This is a genomic window from Bradyrhizobium sp. AUGA SZCCT0222, from assembly GCF_018130205.1.
Lineage (GTDB): Bacteria > Pseudomonadota > Alphaproteobacteria > Rhizobiales > Xanthobacteraceae > Bradyrhizobium.
The window spans coordinates 64,727-85,568 of record NZ_JAFCLX010000013.1 but is presented as its reverse complement, the minus strand read 5'-3'; the positions used below and the strand labels follow the sequence as shown (position 1 = coordinate 85,568).

Below are 20,842 nucleotides of genomic sequence, written 5' to 3'. Positions count from 1 at the left end.
GATGGCGGTGCGCGGTAGTGTCGGAGGGATCGATCGGCCGGAGAAACTGGCCGAGGCCCTGCGCGCGGCCTATTACCTCGCCGATGACGGCTTCGCCACGGCCGGCTATCTCGCGCTCGCGCTCGGCAAGCCGCTGCTGCTGGAAGGTGCGCCCGGTGTCGGCAAGACCGAGGCCGCCAAAGCGATCGCCGGGATCATGGGGCGGCAGCTGATCCGGCTGCAATGCTATGAGGGCATCGACGCCGCCGCCGCGCTGTATGAGTGGAATTACCCGCGCCAGATGCTCGCGATCCGTCAGGCCGGCGATGAGCCGATCGACATCTATCGTGACGATTTCCTGATCGAGCGGCCGATGCTGGCGGCGCTGCGCCGGCCGGAATCGACCGTGCTGCTGATCGACGAAATCGACCGCTCCGATCCGGAATTCGAGGCGTTCCTGCTTGAATTCCTGTCGGATTTCTCGATCTCGATTCCCGAGCGCGGCACGCTGCGCGCGCATGAACGCCCCGTGGTGATCCTGACTTCGAACCGCACCCGAGATCTGCACGAGGCATTGCGGCGCCGCTGCGTCTATCACTACATCGCCTATCCGGATCCGGAGCGCGAGGCGCGGATCATCATGATGCGCGCGTCCTCCGTCGCCGAGGCCACGGCACGCGCGATCGTGACGGCGGTCGGGCGGCTGCGGCAGGAGCCGCTGACCAAGCCGCCCGGCGTCGCCGAAGCGATCGACTGGGCGGAGGCGGCGACCCTGCTGGCGAAAACCGGCGCGCCGTGGCCGGACGCGTTCCGGCGCGCGATCGGCGTGGCGCTGAAGGACGAGGAGGATCTCGCCTTCATCGCGCCGCGGCTGGACGCCATCATCGCGGAGATCGCGGCATGACGGTATCAGCTCTGCCGCGTGCGGCCCGGCCGCTGCTGGAGTTCATCGCACTGCTGCGCCGCAACGGCTTTTCGGTCGCGCCGGAACAGGGCCTGGCTTTTCTGCGCGCGATCGAACTGCTCGGCCCGCGCGATATCGAGGACATCCGCCGCGCCGGCGTCGCCACGCTGGCGCCGCCGTTCGAGCGGCAACCCGATTTCGACATGCTGTTCGACATGCATTTTTTCGGCCTTGCCGGCGTGCTGTCGGATCAGGTCGCCGAAAGCGACGAGGAGATGGAGGTTCAGGACGATGGTGCCGGATATGACGCGCCGCTGTCGGACGAGACAAACGAAACCGGGCAGGCGGCGACATCAAGCGAGGCGCTGTCGCGGCGCGCACTGCGGCCGGACGATGAAAGCCAGCAGCTGGCGCGTTTCAGCCGGCACCTGCCGGACCGGCTGCCGCGCCGCCGTGGCTATCGGATGCGTTCCACCAAGCGCGGCGGGGGCTTCGACCTGCAGCGCTCGCTGCGGGACTCCATCCGCACCGACGGCGAGGTGATCCGGTTGCGCCGCCGCGAACGCCAATTGCGGCCACGCGCCATCCTGCTGCTGATCGACGTGTCGGGCTCCATGAAGGCACGCTCCGACGCGCATCTGCGTTTTGCCCATGCGCTGGTCAACGCCGCGCCCCGTGTCGAGGTGTTCACGTTCGGTACGCGGCTGACGCGGCTGACCCGCGCGCTGCGGCTGAAGAACCGCGAGCAGGCGCTTGCGGTCGCCGCGGACCTCGTCGCCGATTGGGATGGCGGCACCCGGATCGGCGATGCGCTGGCCGCCTTCCTCGCGGTGCCGCGCTTCGCCGGCTATGCCCGCGGCGCGCTGGTGCTGGTGTTGTCCGACGGGCTCGAGCGCGGCGATCCGGCGCAGATGGTCCGCGCGGTCGGCCATCTCGCCGCGCGCGCCTGGCGGATCGATTGGCTGACGCCGCTTGCCGCCGCGGCCGATTATCGCCCGGAGACCGCTGCACTGCGCGCGGTTCTGCCGATGCTCGACAGCGTCGCCAATGGCGCGACGACGGAGCGGCTCTGCCGGCACGTTCTCGATCTCTCGCGACGGAGGGCCGCCCGATGATTCAGCCTGCGTCCTGCTGCGTCGATTCGCACCATCATATCTGGCGGCAGCAGGACCTGCCCTGGCTGGTCGGTCCGATGCTGCCGCGAATCTTTGGCCCCTACGAGCCGATCCGCCGCGACTACACCATCGCGGAATATCTGGCGGATGTCTCCGCCGCCGGCATCACGCGATCGGTTTACGTGCAGGCGAACTGGGCACCGGCGCGCTTCCTCGATGAGGTCCGCTATGTCAGCGACGCCGCGCGGGAAACCGGCTGGCCGCACGCCATCGTCGCCTATGCGGACTTCACCGCCGAGGATGTGCGGCCTCAGCTGGAGCAGTTGGCGGCATTCCCGCTGGTGCGCGGCGTCAGGATGCAGTTGCACTGGCACGAAAATCCGCAATACCGTTTCGCATCAGGCCCGGATCTGGCGCGCGATCCCACGCTCCGGCGCAACATCGCGCGATTGAGCGAATATGGCTGGGCCTTCGATCTGCAGGTCTTCGCGCCGCAAATGGCTGGTGCGGCCGAGCTTGCCGATGCCTGTCCCGGCGTCAGCTTCGTCTTGCAGCACGCCGGCATGCTGGAGGATTTGTCGCCGGCCGGCTTCGAAGCCTGGCGCGCCGGCATGGGCCTGCTGGCGCAGCGGCCCAACGTCGTGGCGAAGCTGTCCGGCCTCGGCACCTTCCTGCATCGCAACGACCCCGCGCATATCGGTTTCGTGGTGGGCGAAACCGTGCGGCTGTTCGGCGCCGGCCGCTGCATGTTCGGCTCGAATTTTCCGATCGAAAAGCTCTGGACCCGCTACGAGGCGTTGTTCGAGGCCTATCGCGTGGCGACGCAGGCGCTGTCCGTCGCCGACCGTCAGGCGATCTTTCACGATACCGCCGCCGGCATTTACCGGCTGGCTTGATTTCAGAAAACAACACGATCCAGCGAGGGGAAACGATCACATGGCGCTCGAAATCAAGATCCTGGACTACGGCGACATCGAACTGGAATCCAGCTTTCTCGTGCTGGGGCGCGATTGCGGGCGCACCAGGCGGGTATACACTTACGGCTTCCTGATCCTCGGAGGTCCGTGGCCGATGGTGGTCGATACCGGCTATCGCCACAATCAGATCATGGAAAGCCTGGGCATGCGCGGGCTGCAGCACCATGAGAACATGATCGAGAACCAGCTCGCCAGGCATGGCGTGCGGATGGGCGATGTGCGCTACGTCATGCACACCCATCTCCACATCGACCATGCCGGTAAGGACGAGCTGTTCCCGATGAACACGACGGTGCTGCTGAACCGGCGCGAACTGGAATATTCGGTGTCGGGCCTGATGCATCCGCAATATCCGGCGCCTGACATCAAGCACCTGATCGACCGGCTGCACACCCGCCACGCGCTGCGGCTGGAAGATCTCGAACTGTCCGGCCCGATCGAGGTCTGCCCCGGTGTCACCGTCGATGCGGCGGGCGCTCACACCGAAGGCTCGATGAACATCCATGTCGAGACCGCCGAGGGCCGCGCCACCATATGCGGCGACGTGATCTATGATTTCAACGACCAGATCGTGAATCCTTTCCACGAACTGCATCACAATGAGCCCCGCACCACCGGCAACCACGGCAACACCAAGCGCGAGGAGAAGGCCGCGATCAAACGGCTGCTTTCCGGCTCGCGCTTCCTGCTGCCGGTGCATGACAAGCCCGCCAAGATCGAGCACGGCCAGGTCGTGGGACGGCTCGACATGGCGGTGCCGGGACCGATCGTGCAATCGCTGCCGTCACGCAATTGGTTCGCGGCATGAGCTGCGGCTCCGGAGACCAGCGATGACCACGCATATCGCGCTGCGCCCTTCCTTTGCCGAACTGATCGACCTGTGGGCGCCGGTACGGCAGGCCGGCACTGGCTTTCAGTTCACGGAAGGCCCGATCTGGCATCCGAAGGCGCATGATCTTCTGTTCTCCGACATGCCGGGCGACGTGCGCCGCCGTCTCGACGGGCAGGGCATTCGCGAGGCGATGCGTCCATCCAACAAGTGCAACGGCATGACCTATGATGCCGGGCTGAACCTGATCGTCTGCGAGCACGCCACCTCCACGCTGGTGCGAGAACGCGCCGACGGGCGGCGCGAGATCTTGGCGTCGCATTTCGACGGGCTGGAGCTGAATTCGCCGAACGACGTCTGCGTCAAGTCCGACGGCGCGATCTATTTCTCCGATCCGTGGTACGGCCGGATGCCGGTCTACGGCGTCGAACGGCCGCGTCAGCTCGGCTTCCAGGGCGTCTATCGCGTACCGCCGCGCGGCGGCCCTCCGGAATTGCTGGTCGACCGCTATCTGTTCGATCAGCCGAACGGGCTGTGCTTTTCGCCGGATGAGCAGCGGCTCTACATCAACGATACCGTCAAGCATCTGATCCGCGTGTTCGACGTCGACGCTGGTGGAGGTCTTGGTAACGGACGGGTGTTCGCCTCCAACATCGTCTCGGCCACCGAGCCCGGGGTGCCTGATGGCATGAAATGCGACGCGCTCGGCAATGTCTGGGTTTCGGCGCCGGGCGGAATCTGGGTCTACGCGCCGGACGGCAGATTGATCGGCAAGCTGCGCGTTCCCGAACTGGTCAGTAACCTGACCTGGGGCGGGCCCGATTGGCGCACGCTCTACATCACCGCGACGCATTCGGTCTATGCGGTGCCGGTGAAGGTCGGACCGCGCAACGAGCCTTATATGCGCGCCGGCCAGAATGTGCCGGCCGCAGCCCGGCCGGCGCCGGCTCCGGTGGCGACCGTCAACCGGTCCGCAGCCCAGCTCGCCGAGCCGGGTTACGCGGTCGATCCGACGCGCTGCGCGCTGATCATTCAGGATATGCAAAACGACGTGGTGATGGACGGCGGCGCCTTTGCGTCATCAGGCTCGCCGGCGCATTGCCGCGAACAAAACGCCATCGCAAACGCAAAGCGGCTCGCGGAGGCCGCGCGTGCCCGCGGCGTCCTGGTGATTCACGTCTGGTTCGTGGTCGAGCCGGGCGCGCCCGGCGTGACAGCGAATGCGCCGCTGTTCGAGGGATTGATCGATGCAAAAGCACTGGTGCGCGGCACCTGGGGCGCTGCGCCGGTACCGGGGCTGGAGCCGCACGCCGGTGACCAGGTGGTGGAGAAGATGCGGATGAGTGCCTGGGAGGGCACGAGGCTGGAGGCCATGCTGAAGGCGGCCGGGCGCGATTTCGTCATCGTCACCGGCGCCTGGACAAATATGTCGATCGAACATACCGCCCGCACCGGCGCGGACAAAGGCTTCTACATGATCGTGCCGGAGGATTGCTGCTCGACCATGAACGCCGAATGGCACATCGCCGCGGTGAACTACGCGATCCAGAACGTGGCGATGGTGACCCGCGCCGACGATCTGATTGCTGCGTTGTCCTGATCATGGTCGAAAGGGTGTTGTCGGGCTGCTTGTAGTGTCTGTTCGTTTCGTTGCGACATGCCTCCAATATCGGTCCGGCGGCGTGATCCAGCTTCGTCATGTCCTCACGTTCTATGGATTTGCGGTCATTGCTGCAGTGACCGCTTTGATCTGACCGTCAGAACAGCAACGAACGCGCAAACACCCAGGACGACCAAGGGGGGAACTGCATGCGCATATTCCCCATGGGATACAACGGTCCCCGCAGCGGCCAGCATGACGGCGCCGCCAAGCAGCGATCCGTAAAGGCGGAGAGGTTTGAGGATCAGCATGACGGTTGTCGTGCATTCGAGGAATGCGGTCAGATAATGAAAGTTCTCCGGATAGCCCCAGCGGGCATAGTCAGCGGCAATCTCCGTGCTGACGAAAGTATTGCCGAAAGCGCCGACCAAGAAGAACGCTGCAAGCAGCCAGGCGACAACGTTTCCCCACAGATGTCCACGCATGGAAGGTGTCTTTCTTGCGCACAATTCAAGTCAGTTACAGATTGACGATGGACATGCCGCGCTTTTCGGCGCGATGCTGGTTGAAGCGAATGCACGCGGCTTGCCACGCGCCAGCCGTCCGGCGAAGCCGCTCAGTGTAGGTCACGCGCACCACCGAGCCGTTCGATAACAGGCCAAGGCCTTTCGACTCGGCTGATATCTCGTCCTTCGGGCTTTGCTGAAGGTACACATTCGTCGTGTGATGCGCGCTCGCGAGACCTTCCTGGCCCGCCATACCGCAGATAGGTTTCGACCGGTGCGAAGAATACGAAGGTCGCAATAGCGACGGTGCGAGGGAGGAAGGGAGAGGGCGCTTCCACTATGAATACTCCATTTGAGCGAATGCAAACTTCGATGATCTGGGCTGGCGCGAAGCGTGGGCAGCTTGTTCGTCCAACCCCTCCCGAGGCAGACACCAAGGCGTTTCCGAGGAATCCTGCAGCCGCTCCTCGAGTGGGAGCGGGACCAGGAAGCCGCCTTAAGCTATCTAGCCACGGTCAGGCCTAGCCTGTTCGTCCGGAGGAAGATCGCGACTACGAGATTGTTGGCCGGTCATCACCAGTTGATGGGGCCGTCGATGTTGAAAAACCGGCCTGTGGGTCCGGCGTCATCCAACAAGGCATATTTGACGGATGCCTTGACGCCATCCTCGATGGTGATGTAGCCGCCGCCTCTGTTCAAATCCGTCATGACGTAGCCGGGGCAGACAGAATTCACCTTAATCGGCGTATCCTTCAACTCGAAGGCAAGTTGCACGGTCAGCATGTTGACGGCTGCTTTCGAGGCGGCATAGCCAAGCCATTTGACGCCGGGATTTGGATTGTTGATATCACCGGTCCACCAAAGCGAACCCACGCTGCTGGAGAGGTTGACGATGCGGCCGCTGCCCGCCTTGCGGATCAGAGGCAATAGTTTCTGCGTCACGATTACCGTGCCAATGAAATTGACATCGTACGATTCGCGCAGGGTTTCGACGGGGGCCACGCTCGGAAAACCGTCGGTGTCGAGCAGCAGGATTCCGGCGTTGTTTACCAGGATGTCGAGCTTGCCGAACCGCGCGTCGATCGTTGACGCGGCAGCGTCAATCGTGTCCGGTCGATTGAGATCGATTTCGATGGCATCGACCGCCAAGCCCTCCGAGCGGAGGGCTTCAGCCTTTTTCTGGCCGGCGGCAAGATCGCGCGCGCCGAGCAGAACAAACACGCCTTTTCGCGCAAGCTGACGAACGGTTTCGAAACCGAGGCCACGCGTTGCGCCAGTGACGAGCGCAATTTTCTCTTGTGCGGACATTCCATATCTCCCAGCAGGCGCGCCCTGCATGGGCGACGCATTTTCGCAATGAAGCGGCTCAGTGCCTCATTGAGAAATTGCATGGAAAATTATGTCAGTCAATGACAAATGTCACTTGATGACAGTTTTGTCAAACTGCACGAGCCTGGCGGCCTGGTCGAATATATCAGGGAGCGACTTCGCTCCCCCGCCTTCTATCCAGCTGCTGATCGTCGCTCGGATGAGGCCAAAAACCGTCCCTGCGACCGTATAGGCGACAATGCCAGGCATTGGCGCCCGTCGGCCAGATGAGGTGAGGACTTGCGCGATTTCATCGATCAACTCAGCGATCATCTGCTCCTTCCGCGCGGAAATGCTCTTGTTGGAGCGGATCGCCGTCTCGATGGAGAGGAAGAAACGAGATTTCTCGTCGAAATCCACGAGCATGGCCCGCGCTGCGGCAAGAAGGGCGGCAACGGGCGGCTCCGACTTGAGCCGCCTCCTCAATTCCTCCCGGATGATCATCATGCCGTCCTGCACCCAGCTGACGATGACGTCTTCCTTGGTCGGAAAATAACGCAACAGGGTGCGCGGCGAAACGCTGACTGCCGCGGCGATATCGGCAACAGTCGTTTCCTCGAACCCGCGCTTGTGGATCAAGTCGAGCCCTGCCTCAAGCAGCTGTGTCCGAGTTCGGTCCTTCTTGTCTTCCCGGAGGCCCAATATCTTCTCCTCGCCCAACTGAGCGGACTTTTCTGACGCATAACGTCATTTGTCGTCCAGCGACAGAAGATTCAGGGGCCTGAGGGATAGATATTGATTGCGGGGTGCGTACGCGTCCGGTGGTGCCGCAAAATCCCGGTTTTGCACGCGAAATGCACGCAGCGCTTTCGTGGCGCAGGCGAGACCTTTCGTCATGCGCGAGACGGCGCATGAGATGTCAGCAGGTGCTGGAATCATCGCGATCCGTGGCGGGGGTTCGATGCCCGGCCTCTTGCTTGCGGAGGTTCGAGAACGACCTGCTTCAGATCGCTGCCGCCGCTCACCACCACGATGACGAAATTGAGTTTGCCATTGTCGTCCATCAGGCTTCCGCCAATGGCTCGTCCCGACGCTACTTGTTCCGCGATGATGACGGCGTCCGACAGCTCTTGCCGGACGGTCCGCAGCGCCATGACGTTGTTCCGGTCGTCCGGATTGAGGTCCTTCAGATGTGACACCGTTTCTGCGCCGATCGTGTCGCCGGTTTTTGCATCGATCGCATGTTCCCACAGACGGTTATCCTGGACCGTCTTCACGCGATAGACCGGGGAGCCCGACGCGCCATCGAAGCTGATATCCGCGGTTCTCGAACCGGCGTGCCGCTTTTCAGCGATTCCCATCGCCTGGCGGAGCGATAGCTGTGCTGCACGGAATGCCTCGAGCTCGCGGCTCACCGCCTCCTGGTGAATGCGCTCGCCCTCTGCGCCTTCCTCCTGAGCGGCCTGCGTGGCCGATAACGGGGGTATCGCAAACGGCGGAGCAAGCGCGAGGAGGGAGAAAAGGATGACCGCAAATCGTTGCTTGTTTGACATCGGCTGCTTTCGTTGTTTGCACGTCCCGGATTGAAAGTCGGGGCTGACATCAATTGCCGCTGGCGAGATGCCGCGTGGATGAGACGCCGGACATCGGCGCAGGTTCCAGTTCGTCCGGCGGAGGGGATACCGACCAGAGACGGTTGCCGCGCGCCCTGTCGTAACCGTACTGGAACAGCGCGCGCATATAGGCGGTGTCGAAGCCGGAGGTCGGCGAGGCCGGCTGATCGCCCTCGATGTAAGTCAAATTGAACCCGAACTTGTTGCGGCGGGCGAAGATATAGGTGCTGTACAGAATCGAGCGGGTCTGGATTTTCGTCATCGTCGATGACGACCGCGCCGCGATTTCGACAGTGGCATTCCGAACCAGCTTGAATTCGCGCTCCACCTTGTTGTTGATCAGGATGTAGAGCTGCAGATTGTCCAGCTTGCCCGGCTTGGCATCGTGCAGCAGGTAGGCCTCCGGCAACGTCAGCACAGGCGCGGTCACGCCGCCATCGACGTGCATCTCCTCGAAACGCTTGCCGTTCGCTTCGGCGGTCACCAGCATCGGCGGAAACACCACGGGCAGGCTCGCCGATGCGGCGACGACGTCCCGGAACAGATTCAATGCTGCGGGCGTGCGGAGCGCGGCGATGCGTCCCATGTCCCAGATCGCGGTGCGCTGCGAATCGAGATTGGTCGTGACGACGAGCAGCCGCCGCCCCTTGGCATGTTCGGCTGCGACCGCCGCGACGAAGTCGGCATCGATATATTTGGCCACCAGTTCGCGCAGCCGGGCGTTGCCGAACAGGCCCGCCCCGAAAATGGCATTGAACGGGTTCGGGGCGTCGAGCAGGCTCTCGGCGATGCCGCTGGTGTAGAGCTCGCGCAAGGTCGCGTCATGGCTGGGACCGAGAAACGCGAATGGCGCGATGAGCGCGCCGGTGCTGACACCCGACACGATCGAGAACGAAGGACGCCTGCCGGTCTCGGTCCAGCCGATAAGCACACCGGCGCCATAGGCGCCGTCGGCCCCGCCACCGGATAACGCAAGGTAGGTGCGGGGTCCGCGCAGCATGGCCTGTGCGGGATATTGCCGGAACGTGGCGGCGGGCTCGTCGGCGTAGCGGCGCAAATCCGTCAGATCGAGGACGCGCGCGGAGGATGCATCCGCAACGCTATGCGGCGTCCTCGGCAGCGACGAACATCCGGCGGTGAGAAGGCTGAGCGCTGAAACCATGGCCAAGGCTACGAATGTCCGAAGACCGATGCAGTTCATGACATTTCCGGATTGGAAGTGAGCGCTCAGGGGCAACCCGCCGCGTATCGGGTGTCGCTTCGCCATTCGGCACGGCGGGATGCGGCGACCATTCGCTCCGTCAGGCGCCCGCGATTGCTGGACGGCCGCGGCTCTCGCTGCTCCGGCCTGGACCGGATTCCCTCGCACGCATCCGGACGCACCGCCGGCAACAGGGCCACTTTAACGCCATAAGACACATCCGAACCAATCAAGTGAGTAATCACTTACTAAAGTTGGCTGGCTCGAAAGTCAACCTTGTACTGGAGGTATTTAAATACTCTCGTGGATGGGCGTTGAGATGAAGACGAAGGAACGGCCCGCCGGACAGCGCAACGACCTGCCGCGATCCTCGATGTGGCCTTCGAGGAATTCGTCAGGAACGGCTACGAGGCGAGGACGTCGCCGCCCGCGCATCCGCGACCAAGGGGACGATCCATTTCTATTTCGAGACCAAGGAGCGCGTCTTCCACGAGATGATCCGGCACAGTCCCAAGGCGTCCTACCCGAACTGGAATGCTCGGAGTGTTGCCGCCGCGTCCTCCCGCGCTGAACACGCGGCAACTATCGATCTCCCGAAAACGTGCATCCGGATTGCGGCGGACTGCATTGACGCTGTCGGATGGGGACACGACATATCCCGCACCGTCGATCCAGGTCACAACTCGGGAGCCAATATGGACGCGCCGCCGAAGATCGATCCCGTCACAGCGCATTCCGACAACGATGTCGTGCACTGGCTGACCAACGGCACGCGCGATCAGCGCTTCATCGACAATATTTTCGGTGAGCTTTGTATCCGGCTCCAGCAAGCCGGCATTCCCGTCAAACGGGCGTCGCTTCATATCCTGATCCACCATCCGCAATGGCTCGGCGCCCGGATCATGTGGGAAGACGGGCGCGAGGTCGAGATTGCGCGCGTGGACTACGATGTCCAGGAGCGATCCGAATATATCGGCAGTCCCGCCAACGAAATCCATGACGGTGTCACCGAAGTGCGCGAGAATCTCGAGCGCGATCCATCGCTCGGCCGCAAGCACGCCGTCTATGACGAGATGCGGGCGAAAGGCCTGACCGACTATGTGGCGTGGCCGCTCTATCATACGCTCGGCAAGCGGCACATCGTGACCTTTGCAACCGATCGTCCAGGCGGTTTCGACGACGCGCATATCGCAGGTCTATTGAAGCTGTTGCCGGTGCTGGCGCTGGTCAGTGAAATCCGGGTCAAGAACCGGCTGGCGCGTACGCTGCTGGAAACCTATGTCGGATCGCATGCCGGCGAGCTCATTCTGGCGGGCGCCACCAGGCGCGGAACCGGGACGACGGTTCGCGCCGCCATCATGATCTGCGACTTGCGTGATTTCACCCGGATCTCCGACAACTGGCCGCGCGATGACGTCATTGAACTTCTGAACGGCTATTTCGACGCGATGTCGGAGCCGATCGCGCGACATGGCGGCGAAATACTGAAATTCATCGGCGACGGCCTGCTCGCCATTTTTCCGCTTAGCCAGCCCCAAGCCTGCGCAAACCTGCTGCATGCCGTGACTGAGGCGCGTCAGGCCATGACGGCGCTGAACGAAAAGAACAGCGAAACCGGCCGTGCGCCGCTGAACTACGGCATCGGCGTTCACGTCGGCGACGTCATGTACGGCAATATCGGATCGCGCAGCCGGCTCGACTTCACGGTCATCGGTCCGGCGGTCAACATGGCGTCGCGTCTCGAAACCCTCACCAAGCAATTGGGGAAAACGGTGCTGCTGTCCCGCGCGTTCGCCGACTCCGTCGAAGGCGATTTCGATCTCGAACGCGTCGGCGAACATCCGGTGCGCGGCTTCAATGACCCAATCGAGCTGTTTGCGTATCACGGCTGAATGCCGATCCTGGTCCCGCGCGTCTCCGTCGCTTGACACAAGGCGTACTTGTTCTCATTATGTTCTCTCTGCGGGAACCTCGTCGAAACGTCATGGGCGAACGGTCGGATGGCAACGACAGCCACCATCCTCCATGCGGACCTGGATGCTTTCTATGCCTCGGTAGAGCAGCTGCTTGATCCATCGCTGCGCGGCAAACCCATTGCCGTCGGTGGCGGGGTTGTGCTTGCCGCGTCTTACGAAGCCAAGGCCTTTGGGGTCCGCGGCGGCATGCCGGGACGGCAAGCGTGCGAGCTCTGTCCGCAGCTCATTTTTGTCAGCGGGCGTTTTGGGGAATACCAACGGCTGGGCGATGCCGCCATCAAGGTGATAGGAGACTTCACGCCCCTCGTCGAGCGGATCTCCATCGACGAGGCCTTTGCCGACGTCGCGGGCTGCACCCATCTGTTCGGTCCGCCTGCGGAAATCGCGATGGCCATCCGCCAACGCGTGCGCGCGGAGCTTGGTCTTCCGATTTCGGTTGGTGTCGCGCGCTCCAAGCATCTGGCGAAAATTGCTTCGCAGGTGGCCAAACCCGATGGGCTCGTCGTTGTCGATCCCGATACGGAGCTCGGATTCCTTCACCACCTGCCGGTCGAGCTGATGTGGGGCGTGGGTCCGGCGACGCGGACACGGCTGGCCGAGATGGGCGTGCTCACGATCGGGCAACTGGCCGCGACACCGGGATGCTCGCTCAAGCGGGTGCTTGGTTCCGCGGCAGGGACGAAACTTTCGGCGCTGGCGTGGAATCGTGATCCACGGGAAATCAGGGCTCACCGCCGGGCTCGATCGGCAGGAGCGCAATCGGCGCTTGGCAGGAAACCTGCCGAACAGCGGGTTGTTCGATCCACCTTGCTTCACCTTGCTGACCGTATCGGCAGCCGGCTCCGCGCCAAGTCCAGGCCTGGGCGGACCGTGACGGTCCGCGTTCGCTTCGCCAATCTGAATTCAGTCACGCGTTCGGTCACGCTCGACGCACCAATCTCCGCGACCCTGATTCTGGCCGAGGTCGCCGAGGAGCTGGTGCGCGCTGTCCTCGCCGATCATCCTCACGAGAAAACCATCTCGCTCCTGGCGATTTCCGTGTCGCATCTTGGAGAGCAGCGGGATGTGGAGCTCGAACTCCCACTCGGACTTGGCGATGAAGCACGCCGTCCCGGCACCAAAAGAGGCATGGCACGCGGGGGCGGCCGACCATGCGGTCGATAAAATCCGCGAACGCTTCGGATGGGATGCGATCGGCTACGGATCGGTGGCGCCGGAAGTCTCTTCTTCCGTTCCCGACGCGTTTCGCAAACTCGCCGAAAAGGACCTGTGAACTTCACCCTCAATACGAAAGCGTTGCCGGGAGAGATCCAGCTACAGATCGAACTAGCCGCGCGTTTAAAGCCCGGTTCGCGCTTTCCAGCTCTTGCCTGATTTCGGGTCGTAGCGTCCCCCACCGAGCTGCTCGTGGCCCCAATTCATCATTTGCAACAGGACGGGTTCCAGGCGTTTTCCTTCGTCGGTCAGCTGATAGGCGTATCGGACCGGGTTTTGCTGGTAGGGCTCGCGTTTCACCAGGCCCCATTCCGCAAGCCTCTTGAGCCGTTCGGACAGGATGTTCGAGGGGACCCGTTCAGCGCTGTCCTGCAGCGCCTGAAAGGTCTGCTTGCTGTGCCACATCAGGTCGCGAACGATGAGAAGCGTCCACTTGTCGCCCACGACTTCCAGCGCGCGCGCGATGGAGCATGTCGATCGGAAGTCATGTCTTGCCATGGCGAACGTGCCCGCGTTTTCAGCACCGAACCTGCCCGGAACGGTGTCCCTCGATAATCTATCAGACCGACTTGCATTTTTAAAGTGTCATGGCTAGTGTAACTTTCGATTTAAAAGTGACTGGCTGGCGCCGGGCGGCTGATCGAGGTGGCGACGTCATGAACAGGATTGTACTCGCCCATGTCGCCGCGGCGGCCGCGGCCTTGATCGCGGGGGCTGCCGTCGTTGCCACGCGCTCGGTCATTGGAGAGATCGACCCGATCTCGCTGGTCTTCTACCGCTACCTGATCTCGATCGCCTGTTTTGCGCCGTTTCTGCTGGCGATGTGGCCGCGCAGCGGCCTTGCGCTATCCGAGTGTGCAAAGATCGCCGGGTTCGGGATTCTGTTCTTTGTGCTTTTTCCCTGGGCCTTCAATGCGTCGCTCCAGTACGTGCCGGCCGCGCGCGGCGCGGTTGGTCTGGCGACGATACCGATCCAGACCCTGATCGTCGCAGCTGCCTTTGGACGCGAGAAGCTGACAACCGCGAAGGTCGCAGGTGTCGTGCTGGCGTTTTCCGGCATCGCCGTGGCGTTTGGCGCCGCTGCATTCGGGCGGGGAAATGCCGATTACATGGTCGGAGACGGGTTGATGCTTCTTAGCGTTCTCTGCGCCGCTATCTACTCCGTTTTCAGCCGCGCGACCCTGATGCGCCATGGGCCGATTTTCGTGACGGCATTGGCGATGGTATTCGCCGTCGCTGTCTTGTTGCCGGTTGTCGGTCTCCAGCAAGGCAGCGTTGCTTTGCCGGCGATCAGCACAAAAGGATGGATCGCGGTGCTGTTCCTTGGAACCGTCGCCGGTGTTCTGCAGTTTTCGCTTTTCATGTGGGCATTGCGCTGGCTGCCGCCGACGACAACCGTGTTGTACCTGACGCTCAATCCCATCACGGCGATGGCCCTGGGGATCGTGCTGCTTGGAGAATCGCTGACGGTGGAGCTGGTCGCCGGTATGGCCCTCGTCCTCGTCGGTATCCTGGTTGGCAGCGGGGTCGTTTCGGCCAACAGGGATTGGGCTCGGCAGCCGTCATCGGGTCCGGCCCGCTAGAGCGCGCGAAATGGTCGACAGGTCCGCAACGCAAATTCGACAGGGCAAGAAGGGTGGCGGTCCCCGCAATGGCCCAATATAACCCTTGGTTCCACGCCAAGGAGGTGAGCGGTTGCACGAGCGTTATCAAGGCAAGTCCCTGAACCGGCTGGAGGATCATCGCTTCCTCACCGGGCGCGGGACCTACGTCGCCAATGATCACGTGGCTGATGTGCTGCACGCCCATGTGGTCCGCTCGCCGCACGCCTTCGCACGAATTACCCGGATAAGTCTGGACGTTGCCCGCGCGCTCCCCGGCGTCGTAGCGGTGCTTAGCGAGGCCGACCTCGCGGCGGACGGCATCGGCGCGTTGCCTTGCGTCACGGTGATTGATGCGGTCGAGCCGATCATCGCGCCGCCGCGCCCCGCGCTGGCCCGTGATTTCGTGCGGCATGTCGGCGATCCCGTCGTTCTGATTGTCGCAGAGACGCTGGAGGCGGCGGTGGAGGCCGCCGAAGCGGTCGAGATCGCCTATGAGCCCAGGCCCTGCGTCACCATGGCGACCGCGGCGCTCAAGCCGGATGCCCCGCTGCTTTGGAAGGAGGCGCCGGGCAATTCCGCTTTCCTGTTCCGGAAGGGCGACGCGGCAGCCGTTGCCACGGCAATGGCAGAGGCCGCGCATGTCGTCGAATGCGACCTGTTCAATAACCGCGTGGTGGCCGCTCCCCTGGAGACGCGCGCCGCGATCGGCTTTCATGATCGCAAGACGGATCAGTTTCTGCTGTCGGTGACCGGTCAGGCCGTCCACGACACCCGCAAGGTGCTGGCTAGCGCCGTCTTCAAGATACCGCTCGAGCGCCTGCGCGTGGTGGTGCCTGACGTCGGCGGCGGTTTCGGGATGAAGAACTACGTCTATCCCGAATATGTGCTGGTGCTGTGGGCGGCAAGAAAGCTCGGCCGCCCGGTGCGCTGGGTCTGCGAACGATCAGAAGATTTCGTCAGCTCGGCGCATGGCCGCGATTTCTTTTCCCGCGCGCGACTCGCGCTCGACAGCGATGGCCGGTTTCTTGCGTTGGAAGTGAAGGCGGTCGCCAATATGGGCGCGTACCTGTCGACCAGCGGCCCGATCAGCTCCACCAACGCGGCCGGCAGCGCGATCGGCGGCGTCTATGACATCCCCTCGGTGTTTTACGAAGTGCGCGGCGCTTTCACCAACACGCCGCCGATCGACGCCTATCGCGGCGCCGGCAAGCCCGAAGCCAATTATCTGATCGAGCGGCTGGTGAATCTTGCATCGATCAAAACCGGGATCGATGCCGTCAAGTTGCGCCGCAGCAACATCGTCAGCAGGTTTCCGCATCGCACCGCGATGGGCATGAAGATCGACGGCGGCCGCTTCAAGGCCAATCTGGACGACGCGATCGCGCTCGCCGATCGCGACGGTTTTCGCAAGCGACGCAAACAGTCTGACAAAGCCGGCCTGCTGCGCGGCCTCGGGATTGCCTGCTTCCTCGAGACTTCCCGCGGTGTGCCGTTGGAAATGGCGCGGGCCGCATTCGAGGCCGACGGCACGGTGTCGCTGGCGGTCGGTACGCAGTCCAACGGCCAGGGTCATGAGACCGCCTATCCGCAGGTCGCGGCCGACCTGCTGGGATTGCCGATCGATGCATTCCGCTTCCAGCAGGGCGACACGGATTTTCTGCCGGGCGGCAACGGCCATGGCGGCGCGCGTTCGATGCATATGGGCGGCACCGCTTTGGTGATGGCGATTGAAAAACTGATCGAGAAAGGCCGGTTGATTTCAGCGCATCTGCTGCAGGCGCCCGCCGACCAGGTGGTGTTTGCCGATGGCCGCTTTGTCGTGAAATCCACCGAGCGCGCCATCGAGATCGGCAAGGTAGCCGATGCCGCACGGGATGCCGCCAATCTGCCTGAGGGATTGACGCCGGGGCTCGAGGGAAGCGCGACCAACAGTTCCGAACTCTACAATTTTCCGAACGGTTGCCATGTCGCGGAAGTCGAGATCGATCCCGACACCGGCGTCGTGCGGCTCGACCGCTACACCATCGTCGATGATTTCGGCCGCCTCATCAATCCGCGCGTGGCGCTCAGCCAGGTGCATGGCGGGGTGGCGCAAGGCATCGGACAGTCGCTGCTGGAGCACATCGTGTTCGATCCCGAGGGGCAGCTGCTCAGCGGCTCCTTCATGGACTACACGCTGCCGCGCGCGCAGGATTTGCCGAATTTTGCCGGTGGTCTGAATGAATCGTCGCCAACAAAGTCTAATCCGCTGGGCGTGAAGGGAACCGGGCAGGCCGGCAGCATCGCCGCGCCGCAAACCATCATGAACGCCGTGCTCGACGCCTTGTCCCCGCTCGGTATCAATGAACTGGACATGCCGGCAACGCCGTATCTGGTGTGGAGCGCCATACAGAAAGCACGAACATCAGGACGGATTTCGAAATGAGCCAGGCCGCCTATGTCGCCGTTGATTGGGGTACCAGCAGCTTCCGGCTTTGGGTGATGGATCGTTCCGGCGACGTGCTGGGGGAACGACGCAGCGATGAAGGCATGATGGCGGCCGCCAAGATCGGTTTTGCCAGCGTGTTGCAGTCGCATCTCGATGCCGTCGGTGCCGCCGATCACCTGCCAGTCGTCATCTGCGGCATGGCGGGCGCCCGGCAGGGCTGGGTTGAAGCGGGATATCTCGACACGCCGGCAAGCCTCACATCCATCCTGCAGCGTGCCGTGCCGGTTCGCGAACAGTCGCGCGATATCCGCATCCTTCCGGGCATCGCGCAGCGCGACCCCAAGGCGCCGGACGTGATGCGGGGCGAAGAAACCCAGTTGCTCGGTGTTCTCGGTGCAGATGGTGAAGCGCTGGTCTGCATGCCCGGCACCCATTCGAAATGGGCGAGCGTGCGTGGTGGGACCGTCGAACGCTTCACCACGTTCATGACCGGCGAACTCTTCAGCGCCATATCGCAAGGGACGATCCTGTCGCTTGCCGTGGCGAACGCGGACGAAGCCGTGGATAGCGAAGCGTTCAAATCGTCGGTCGTTGCCGCCTTTGAGGCGCCTGCATTCGCGGCCAATTTGTTGTTCCAGGTGCGCTCGGGTCAGCTTCTATATGGCGGCAGCCCTGCCTCGGCCCGCGAGAAGATATCGGGAACCCTGATCGGCCTCGAACTGGCGGCGGGACTGGCTGGCGATCGGTCGAGGCGCGACATCACCCTGGTTGTGTCAGGCAGGCTCGAGGCGCTGTATCGATTGGCGTTTGACAGTCTTTCCGTTGCGGTCCAATCCATCGATTCCGATGATGCGGTCCGTCGCGGTCTTGCGTTAGCTGCCAAGGCCATCTGGACTTTATAGAAGGACCAAACGCGTGAACCCTGTTCCATTCCCGCCGATGAAGCGTCCGCTGGTCGCGATCCTGCGCGGCGTGAAACCCGAAGAGGCCGAGGGCATCGTCGACGTATTGATCGAACACGGCATGACGGCGATCGAGATTCCGCTCAACTCGCCGGATCCGTTCCGCTCTATCGAGATCGCGGTCAGGAAGGCTCCCGCCGATATCCTGATCGGTGCGGGCACCGTGCTGACGCCAGAGGATGTCGAGCGGCTCCATGACGTTGGCGGACGGCTGATGGTGTCCCCCAACGTCGACCCTGATGTCATCGCCGCCGCCTGGGATCGCGGCATGGTCACGATGCCCGGCGTCTTTACCGCTACGGAGGCGCTGCTGGCGGCGAAGGCAGGGGCTTCCGCGCTGAAATTCTTTCCCGCCGGCGTCCTTGGCGCGTCGGGCATCACGGCGATCCGTGCCGTTCTTCCCGCAGGTCTGATGATCGCTGCCGTCGGCGGGATCTCCGACAAGAATTTTGCGGAGTACACCAAAGCCGGCATTCACGCGTTCGGTCTCGGCACCAGCCTTTACAAGCCAGGCATGACGGCAGCCGAAGTTGCAGAACGCGCCAAGGCCACGATCCGCGCGTACGATTTGGCGATGCGGGAACAGAAATAATTCAGCGAACGGCTCCGGGCTTCCTCATCGCCCAACGCGCCATCCGTGTGGACCGCCACCGTCGACTCCATCCTTCAGAAACGCGCGCGACTTTGTCAGCGAATTTCCCGGGACAGAAGCCGGAGGCAACTACGGCGTGACACGAATCAGCTGACCAGGCTGGGTTGGATCGCTGCGACTGTAGCGCCAGATCGACCGGTCGGGGAACGCCTTGCGCAGCGCGCCGACATCGGTCCCCACACGGGCATGAAGAATGGCCGCGTCCATGGATGGCGGATTGCGCACGAGGTCCCAATCATGCATGCCGAGGCCGCTGGAGGTGTCGTGAATGACGATCGCGTTCCCGGTCACCGCTTGCTGCACCAACCGAAACGGCTCCTGGCGCGAAAACACCTGGGATTGGAAGGTTGTCAGCACCAGCGGCCAGATGCCAACGAGATACAGCACGCAGGCAATCGGAGCGAGCGGCAGCATCGCGCGATCCATCGACCGCTCCAGTCTCGCGGTGACTGAAGGGAGCGCCGAAACGATGGTGACCATCATGAGAGGGAACGCATCGAAGTAAAAGCGAGGGCCATAGCGGTTGCCGCCGTAATCGGCGTAAATCACATAGGCCAGCACGAAGCCCGGAAAAATCAGATCGTAATAGGCGAGCTTGCGGTCCTTGAATTTGAGTGCGAGGCAACAACAATACCCGATCAGCAAAACCGGCGACGTCCACAACGCAAGTTCGACCAGGCGACCCGCGGTTATCGCCACCCCATTGAAGATCCGCAATGGGTCGAGGCTTACGAAAATATTGGATACTTCCGGCGTGTTGATGACGTAATATGCGGTGCGGAACGGGCTGCCGGTGATCAGATAATGATAGAGCATCAGCAGCATCAGTACCGGGACAAGTCCTGCCGCCAGAAGTCCGATCAGGCGCGGCCATGCGTTCCGCCGCTGCCGGCTCAACCACAACAGCGTCGCCGGAATCAGCGGCAACACGTCGAAATAGCGTGTCGCCCCCAGCAAACCGACGATGGCTCCCGCTGCGACCAGCCTGTGCCCCCGCGGAATCTCACCATCCGGCAGCAGGCAGAGGCAGAACGACAGGATCAGCAGTGACGAGAGGATGTGCGGAAAATACGAAGCCGCGTTCATGACGTAGAACGGGGTCAGCGCAAAAAGCGCTGCCGCAACGACAGCCGCGGATGGATTACCGACACGCCGGCAAAATGCGGCAAGCGCCACGACGCTGGCTCCACCCAGCAAGGCATTTACCGTCCATGGCGGTATTCCCAGCAGCATCCCTGCCGAGAGCACCATCGGCCATGCCGGTGGGGACTGGCTGACCCATTTGGATTCGAAAAGATAGGTGCGGAACGGGATCAAATCCGTCCCCAGGATTGGCGGGGCTTCCCACAATCGAAACGCAGCAAACGCGCGCGCCTGAAACAGATAGCAGTCCTCGTCGCCGGAATTCGGAAACCGGTCCAGGATGAAGTAGGCCACTGCCAACGGCAGCAGCATCGCGGCGATGACGGTCACGGATATGCACCAATTCGTCCGTGCCCCGATCCAGGAAACGATCTTCCCGGTTATTCGATCAACCTCGCCAACGGGGCTGATTGCAGCGCCGATCATAATGAAACCGATGCAGAGCCCGGTTTGGATGGCGAACGTCCAGCGCAGGTCGTCCAACGGACCTGCGCAGTCGCCCGCGATCCGGCCAGGGCATGGTGTGAACCAGAGGGCTCCCTGCAGCCATGGCACAATGAGTACAAACGCTAAACCCAGTCCCAGCAGAGCGAGCCAGCGAGATCGCGGCAACATTCTGCTTTGTCGAACGCCCAGCACGTCAACGCTATCCGCATTCATGGCTAGACCCCTTGCGCGTCACGCATATGATTCAGGCGCTCTCGCTGTTCCACTGCAATGGCAGGACAGCGTGACGGAAGCCAATACGAAAATTGCAAAATATGGCGGCCTGTAATTCTCGGGAAGGGCTGCAAAACAGGGCTCCTCAATGACGCCGGTCAATGCGCGGT

19 protein-coding genes are annotated in these 20,842 nt (G+C 62.7%); 11 read left to right on the top strand and 8 right to left on the bottom strand.

The features are described 5' to 3' along the window. Position 1: 1 nt before the first annotated feature. The 5 genes from JQ629_RS14075 to JQ629_RS14055 are packed head-to-tail and all read left to right on the top strand — an operon-like array spanning position 2 to position 5,404. Positions 2–883 carry an AAA family ATPase gene (locus tag JQ629_RS14075; protein ID WP_212413186.1) on the top strand — a complete coding sequence of 294 codons (882 nt, stop codon included), beginning with the start codon at positions 2–4 and terminating at the stop codon, positions 881–883. After that, positions 880–1,998, top strand: a complete 1,119-nt coding sequence (locus JQ629_RS14070; RefSeq protein ID WP_212413185.1) for a vWA domain-containing protein — start codon at positions 880–882, stop codon at positions 1,996–1,998. Before JQ629_RS14075 ends, JQ629_RS14070 begins: the two co-directional genes overlap by 4 nt. After that, positions 1,995–2,894 carry an amidohydrolase family protein gene (locus JQ629_RS14065; RefSeq protein WP_212413184.1) on the top strand — a complete coding sequence of 300 codons (900 nt, stop codon included), beginning with the start codon at positions 1,995–1,997 and terminating at the stop codon, positions 2,892–2,894. Before JQ629_RS14070 ends, JQ629_RS14065 begins: the two co-directional genes overlap by 4 nt. A gap of 40 nt (positions 2,895–2,934) precedes the next feature. Further along, positions 2,935–3,783, top strand: coding sequence for an MBL fold metallo-hydrolase (locus tag JQ629_RS14060; protein WP_212385832.1), 849 nt, complete (start codon positions 2,935–2,937; stop codon positions 3,781–3,783). A 22-nt stretch (positions 3,784–3,805) separates the two neighbouring features. Further along, positions 3,806–5,404, top strand: a complete 1,599-nt coding sequence (locus tag JQ629_RS14055) for an isochorismatase family protein (protein ID WP_212413183.1) — start codon at positions 3,806–3,808, stop codon at positions 5,402–5,404. Between the two features lie 125 nt (positions 5,405–5,529). On the opposite strand, the gene JQ629_RS14050 is transcribed toward JQ629_RS14055, so the two are convergent. From JQ629_RS14050 to JQ629_RS14025, 6 genes are all read right to left on the bottom strand, one after another. Beyond that, positions 5,530–5,889: a DoxX family protein gene (locus JQ629_RS14050; RefSeq protein ID WP_212413182.1), complete on the bottom strand. Its 360-nt coding sequence runs from the start codon at positions 5,887–5,889 to the stop codon at positions 5,530–5,532. Positions 5,890–5,923: 34 nt separating this feature from the next. Further along, positions 5,924–6,163, bottom strand: a complete 240-nt coding sequence (locus JQ629_RS14045) for a hypothetical protein (RefSeq protein ID WP_212413181.1) — start codon at positions 6,161–6,163, stop codon at positions 5,924–5,926. A gap of 320 nt (positions 6,164–6,483) precedes the next feature. After that, positions 6,484–7,218 carry an SDR family oxidoreductase gene (locus tag JQ629_RS14040; RefSeq protein ID WP_212413274.1) on the bottom strand — a complete coding sequence of 245 codons (735 nt, stop codon included), beginning with the start codon at positions 7,216–7,218 and terminating at the stop codon, positions 6,484–6,486. A gap of 111 nt (positions 7,219–7,329) precedes the next feature. After that, on the bottom strand, positions 7,330–7,938 hold the full coding sequence (locus JQ629_RS14035; protein ID WP_249135036.1) for a TetR/AcrR family transcriptional regulator: 609 nt from the start codon (positions 7,936–7,938) through the stop codon (positions 7,330–7,332). Between the two features lie 215 nt (positions 7,939–8,153). Further along, complete coding sequence (locus JQ629_RS14030; protein WP_212264184.1) at positions 8,154–8,771, bottom strand: PepSY domain-containing protein; 618 nt, start codon at positions 8,769–8,771, stop codon at positions 8,154–8,156. Between the two features lie 49 nt (positions 8,772–8,820). Further along, positions 8,821–9,993, bottom strand: a complete 1,173-nt coding sequence (locus JQ629_RS14025; protein WP_502752956.1) for a patatin-like phospholipase family protein — start codon at positions 9,991–9,993, stop codon at positions 8,821–8,823. A gap of 734 nt (positions 9,994–10,727) precedes the next feature. On the opposite strand from JQ629_RS14025, the gene JQ629_RS14015 reads away from it, so the two are divergent. Beyond that, positions 10,728–11,924: an adenylate/guanylate cyclase domain-containing protein gene (locus JQ629_RS14015; protein ID WP_212413272.1), complete on the top strand. Its 1,197-nt coding sequence runs from the start codon at positions 10,728–10,730 to the stop codon at positions 11,922–11,924. Positions 11,925–12,032: 108 nt separating this feature from the next. Beyond that, positions 12,033–13,172, top strand: a complete 1,140-nt coding sequence (gene dinB / locus JQ629_RS14010) for a DNA polymerase IV (protein WP_249135035.1) — start codon at positions 12,033–12,035, stop codon at positions 13,170–13,172. A 174-nt stretch (positions 13,173–13,346) separates the two neighbouring features. On the opposite strand, the gene JQ629_RS14005 is transcribed toward dinB, so the two are convergent. After that, complete coding sequence (locus JQ629_RS14005) at positions 13,347–13,721, bottom strand: winged helix-turn-helix transcriptional regulator (protein WP_212413179.1); 375 nt, start codon at positions 13,719–13,721, stop codon at positions 13,347–13,349. Positions 13,722–13,879: 158 nt separating this feature from the next. On the opposite strand from JQ629_RS14005, the gene JQ629_RS14000 reads away from it, so the two are divergent. From JQ629_RS14000 to JQ629_RS13985, 4 genes are all read left to right on the top strand, one after another. Continuing rightward, positions 13,880–14,806, top strand: coding sequence for a DMT family transporter (locus JQ629_RS14000; protein ID WP_212413178.1), 927 nt, complete (start codon positions 13,880–13,882; stop codon positions 14,804–14,806). Between the two features lie 112 nt (positions 14,807–14,918). Further along, a complete protein-coding gene (locus JQ629_RS13995) occupies positions 14,919–17,252 on the top strand; it encodes a xanthine dehydrogenase family protein molybdopterin-binding subunit (protein WP_212413177.1) in 2,334 nt (777 codons plus the stop codon). Then, complete coding sequence (locus JQ629_RS13990; protein ID WP_212413176.1) at positions 17,249–18,157, top strand: 2-dehydro-3-deoxygalactonokinase; 909 nt, start codon at positions 17,249–17,251, stop codon at positions 18,155–18,157. Before JQ629_RS13995 ends, JQ629_RS13990 begins: the two co-directional genes overlap by 4 nt. A 13-nt stretch (positions 18,158–18,170) precedes the next feature. Beyond that, the gene (locus tag JQ629_RS13985; RefSeq protein ID WP_212413175.1) at positions 18,171–18,809 is read left to right on the top strand and encodes a 2-dehydro-3-deoxy-6-phosphogalactonate aldolase; all 639 of its coding nucleotides are present in this window, start codon (positions 18,171–18,173) and stop codon (positions 18,807–18,809) included. Positions 18,810–18,938: 129 nt separating this feature from the next. On the opposite strand, the gene JQ629_RS13980 is transcribed toward JQ629_RS13985, so the two are convergent. Continuing rightward, positions 18,939–20,672 (bottom strand): glycosyltransferase family 39 protein, encoded by a 1,734-nt coding sequence (locus JQ629_RS13980; protein WP_212413174.1) that lies wholly within the window; start codon positions 20,670–20,672, stop codon positions 18,939–18,941. Positions 20,673–20,842: the final 170 nt, after the last annotated feature.

Coding starts and splice junctions, on each gene's coding strand:
- JQ629_RS14000 (WP_212413178.1), top strand. CDS start 13,880: ATGAACAGGATTGTACTCGCCCATGTCGCCGCGGCGGCCGCGGCCTTG.
- JQ629_RS14050 (WP_212413182.1), bottom strand. CDS start 5,889: ATGCGTGGACATCTGTGGGGAAACGTTGTCGCCTGGCTGCTTGCAGCG.
- JQ629_RS14075 (WP_212413186.1), top strand. CDS start 2: ATGGCGGTGCGCGGTAGTGTCGGAGGGATCGATCGGCCGGAGAAACTG.
- JQ629_RS14025 (WP_502752956.1), bottom strand. CDS start 9,993: ATGGTTTCAGCGCTCAGCCTTCTCACCGCCGGATGTTCGTCGCTGCCG.
- JQ629_RS14065 (WP_212413184.1), top strand. CDS start 1,995: ATGATTCAGCCTGCGTCCTGCTGCGTCGATTCGCACCATCATATCTGG.
- JQ629_RS14045 (WP_212413181.1), bottom strand. CDS start 6,163: ATGGCGGGCCAGGAAGGTCTCGCGAGCGCGCATCACACGACGAATGTG.
- JQ629_RS13990 (WP_212413176.1), top strand. CDS start 17,249: ATGAGCCAGGCCGCCTATGTCGCCGTTGATTGGGGTACCAGCAGCTTC.
- JQ629_RS14030 (WP_212264184.1), bottom strand. CDS start 8,771: ATGTCAAACAAGCAACGATTTGCGGTCATCCTTTTCTCCCTCCTCGCG.
- JQ629_RS14040 (WP_212413274.1), bottom strand. CDS start 7,218: ATGTCCGCACAAGAGAAAATTGCGCTCGTCACTGGCGCAACGCGTGGC.
- JQ629_RS14070 (WP_212413185.1), top strand. CDS start 880: ATGACGGTATCAGCTCTGCCGCGTGCGGCCCGGCCGCTGCTGGAGTTC.
- JQ629_RS13980 (WP_212413174.1), bottom strand. CDS start 20,672: ATGAATGCGGATAGCGTTGACGTGCTGGGCGTTCGACAAAGCAGAATG.
- JQ629_RS14015 (WP_212413272.1), top strand. CDS start 10,728: ATGGACGCGCCGCCGAAGATCGATCCCGTCACAGCGCATTCCGACAAC.
- JQ629_RS14005 (WP_212413179.1), bottom strand. CDS start 13,721: ATGGCAAGACATGACTTCCGATCGACATGCTCCATCGCGCGCGCGCTG.
- dinB (WP_249135035.1), top strand. CDS start 12,033: ATGGCAACGACAGCCACCATCCTCCATGCGGACCTGGATGCTTTCTAT.
- JQ629_RS14055 (WP_212413183.1), top strand. CDS start 3,806: ATGACCACGCATATCGCGCTGCGCCCTTCCTTTGCCGAACTGATCGAC.
- JQ629_RS14060 (WP_212385832.1), top strand. CDS start 2,935: ATGGCGCTCGAAATCAAGATCCTGGACTACGGCGACATCGAACTGGAA.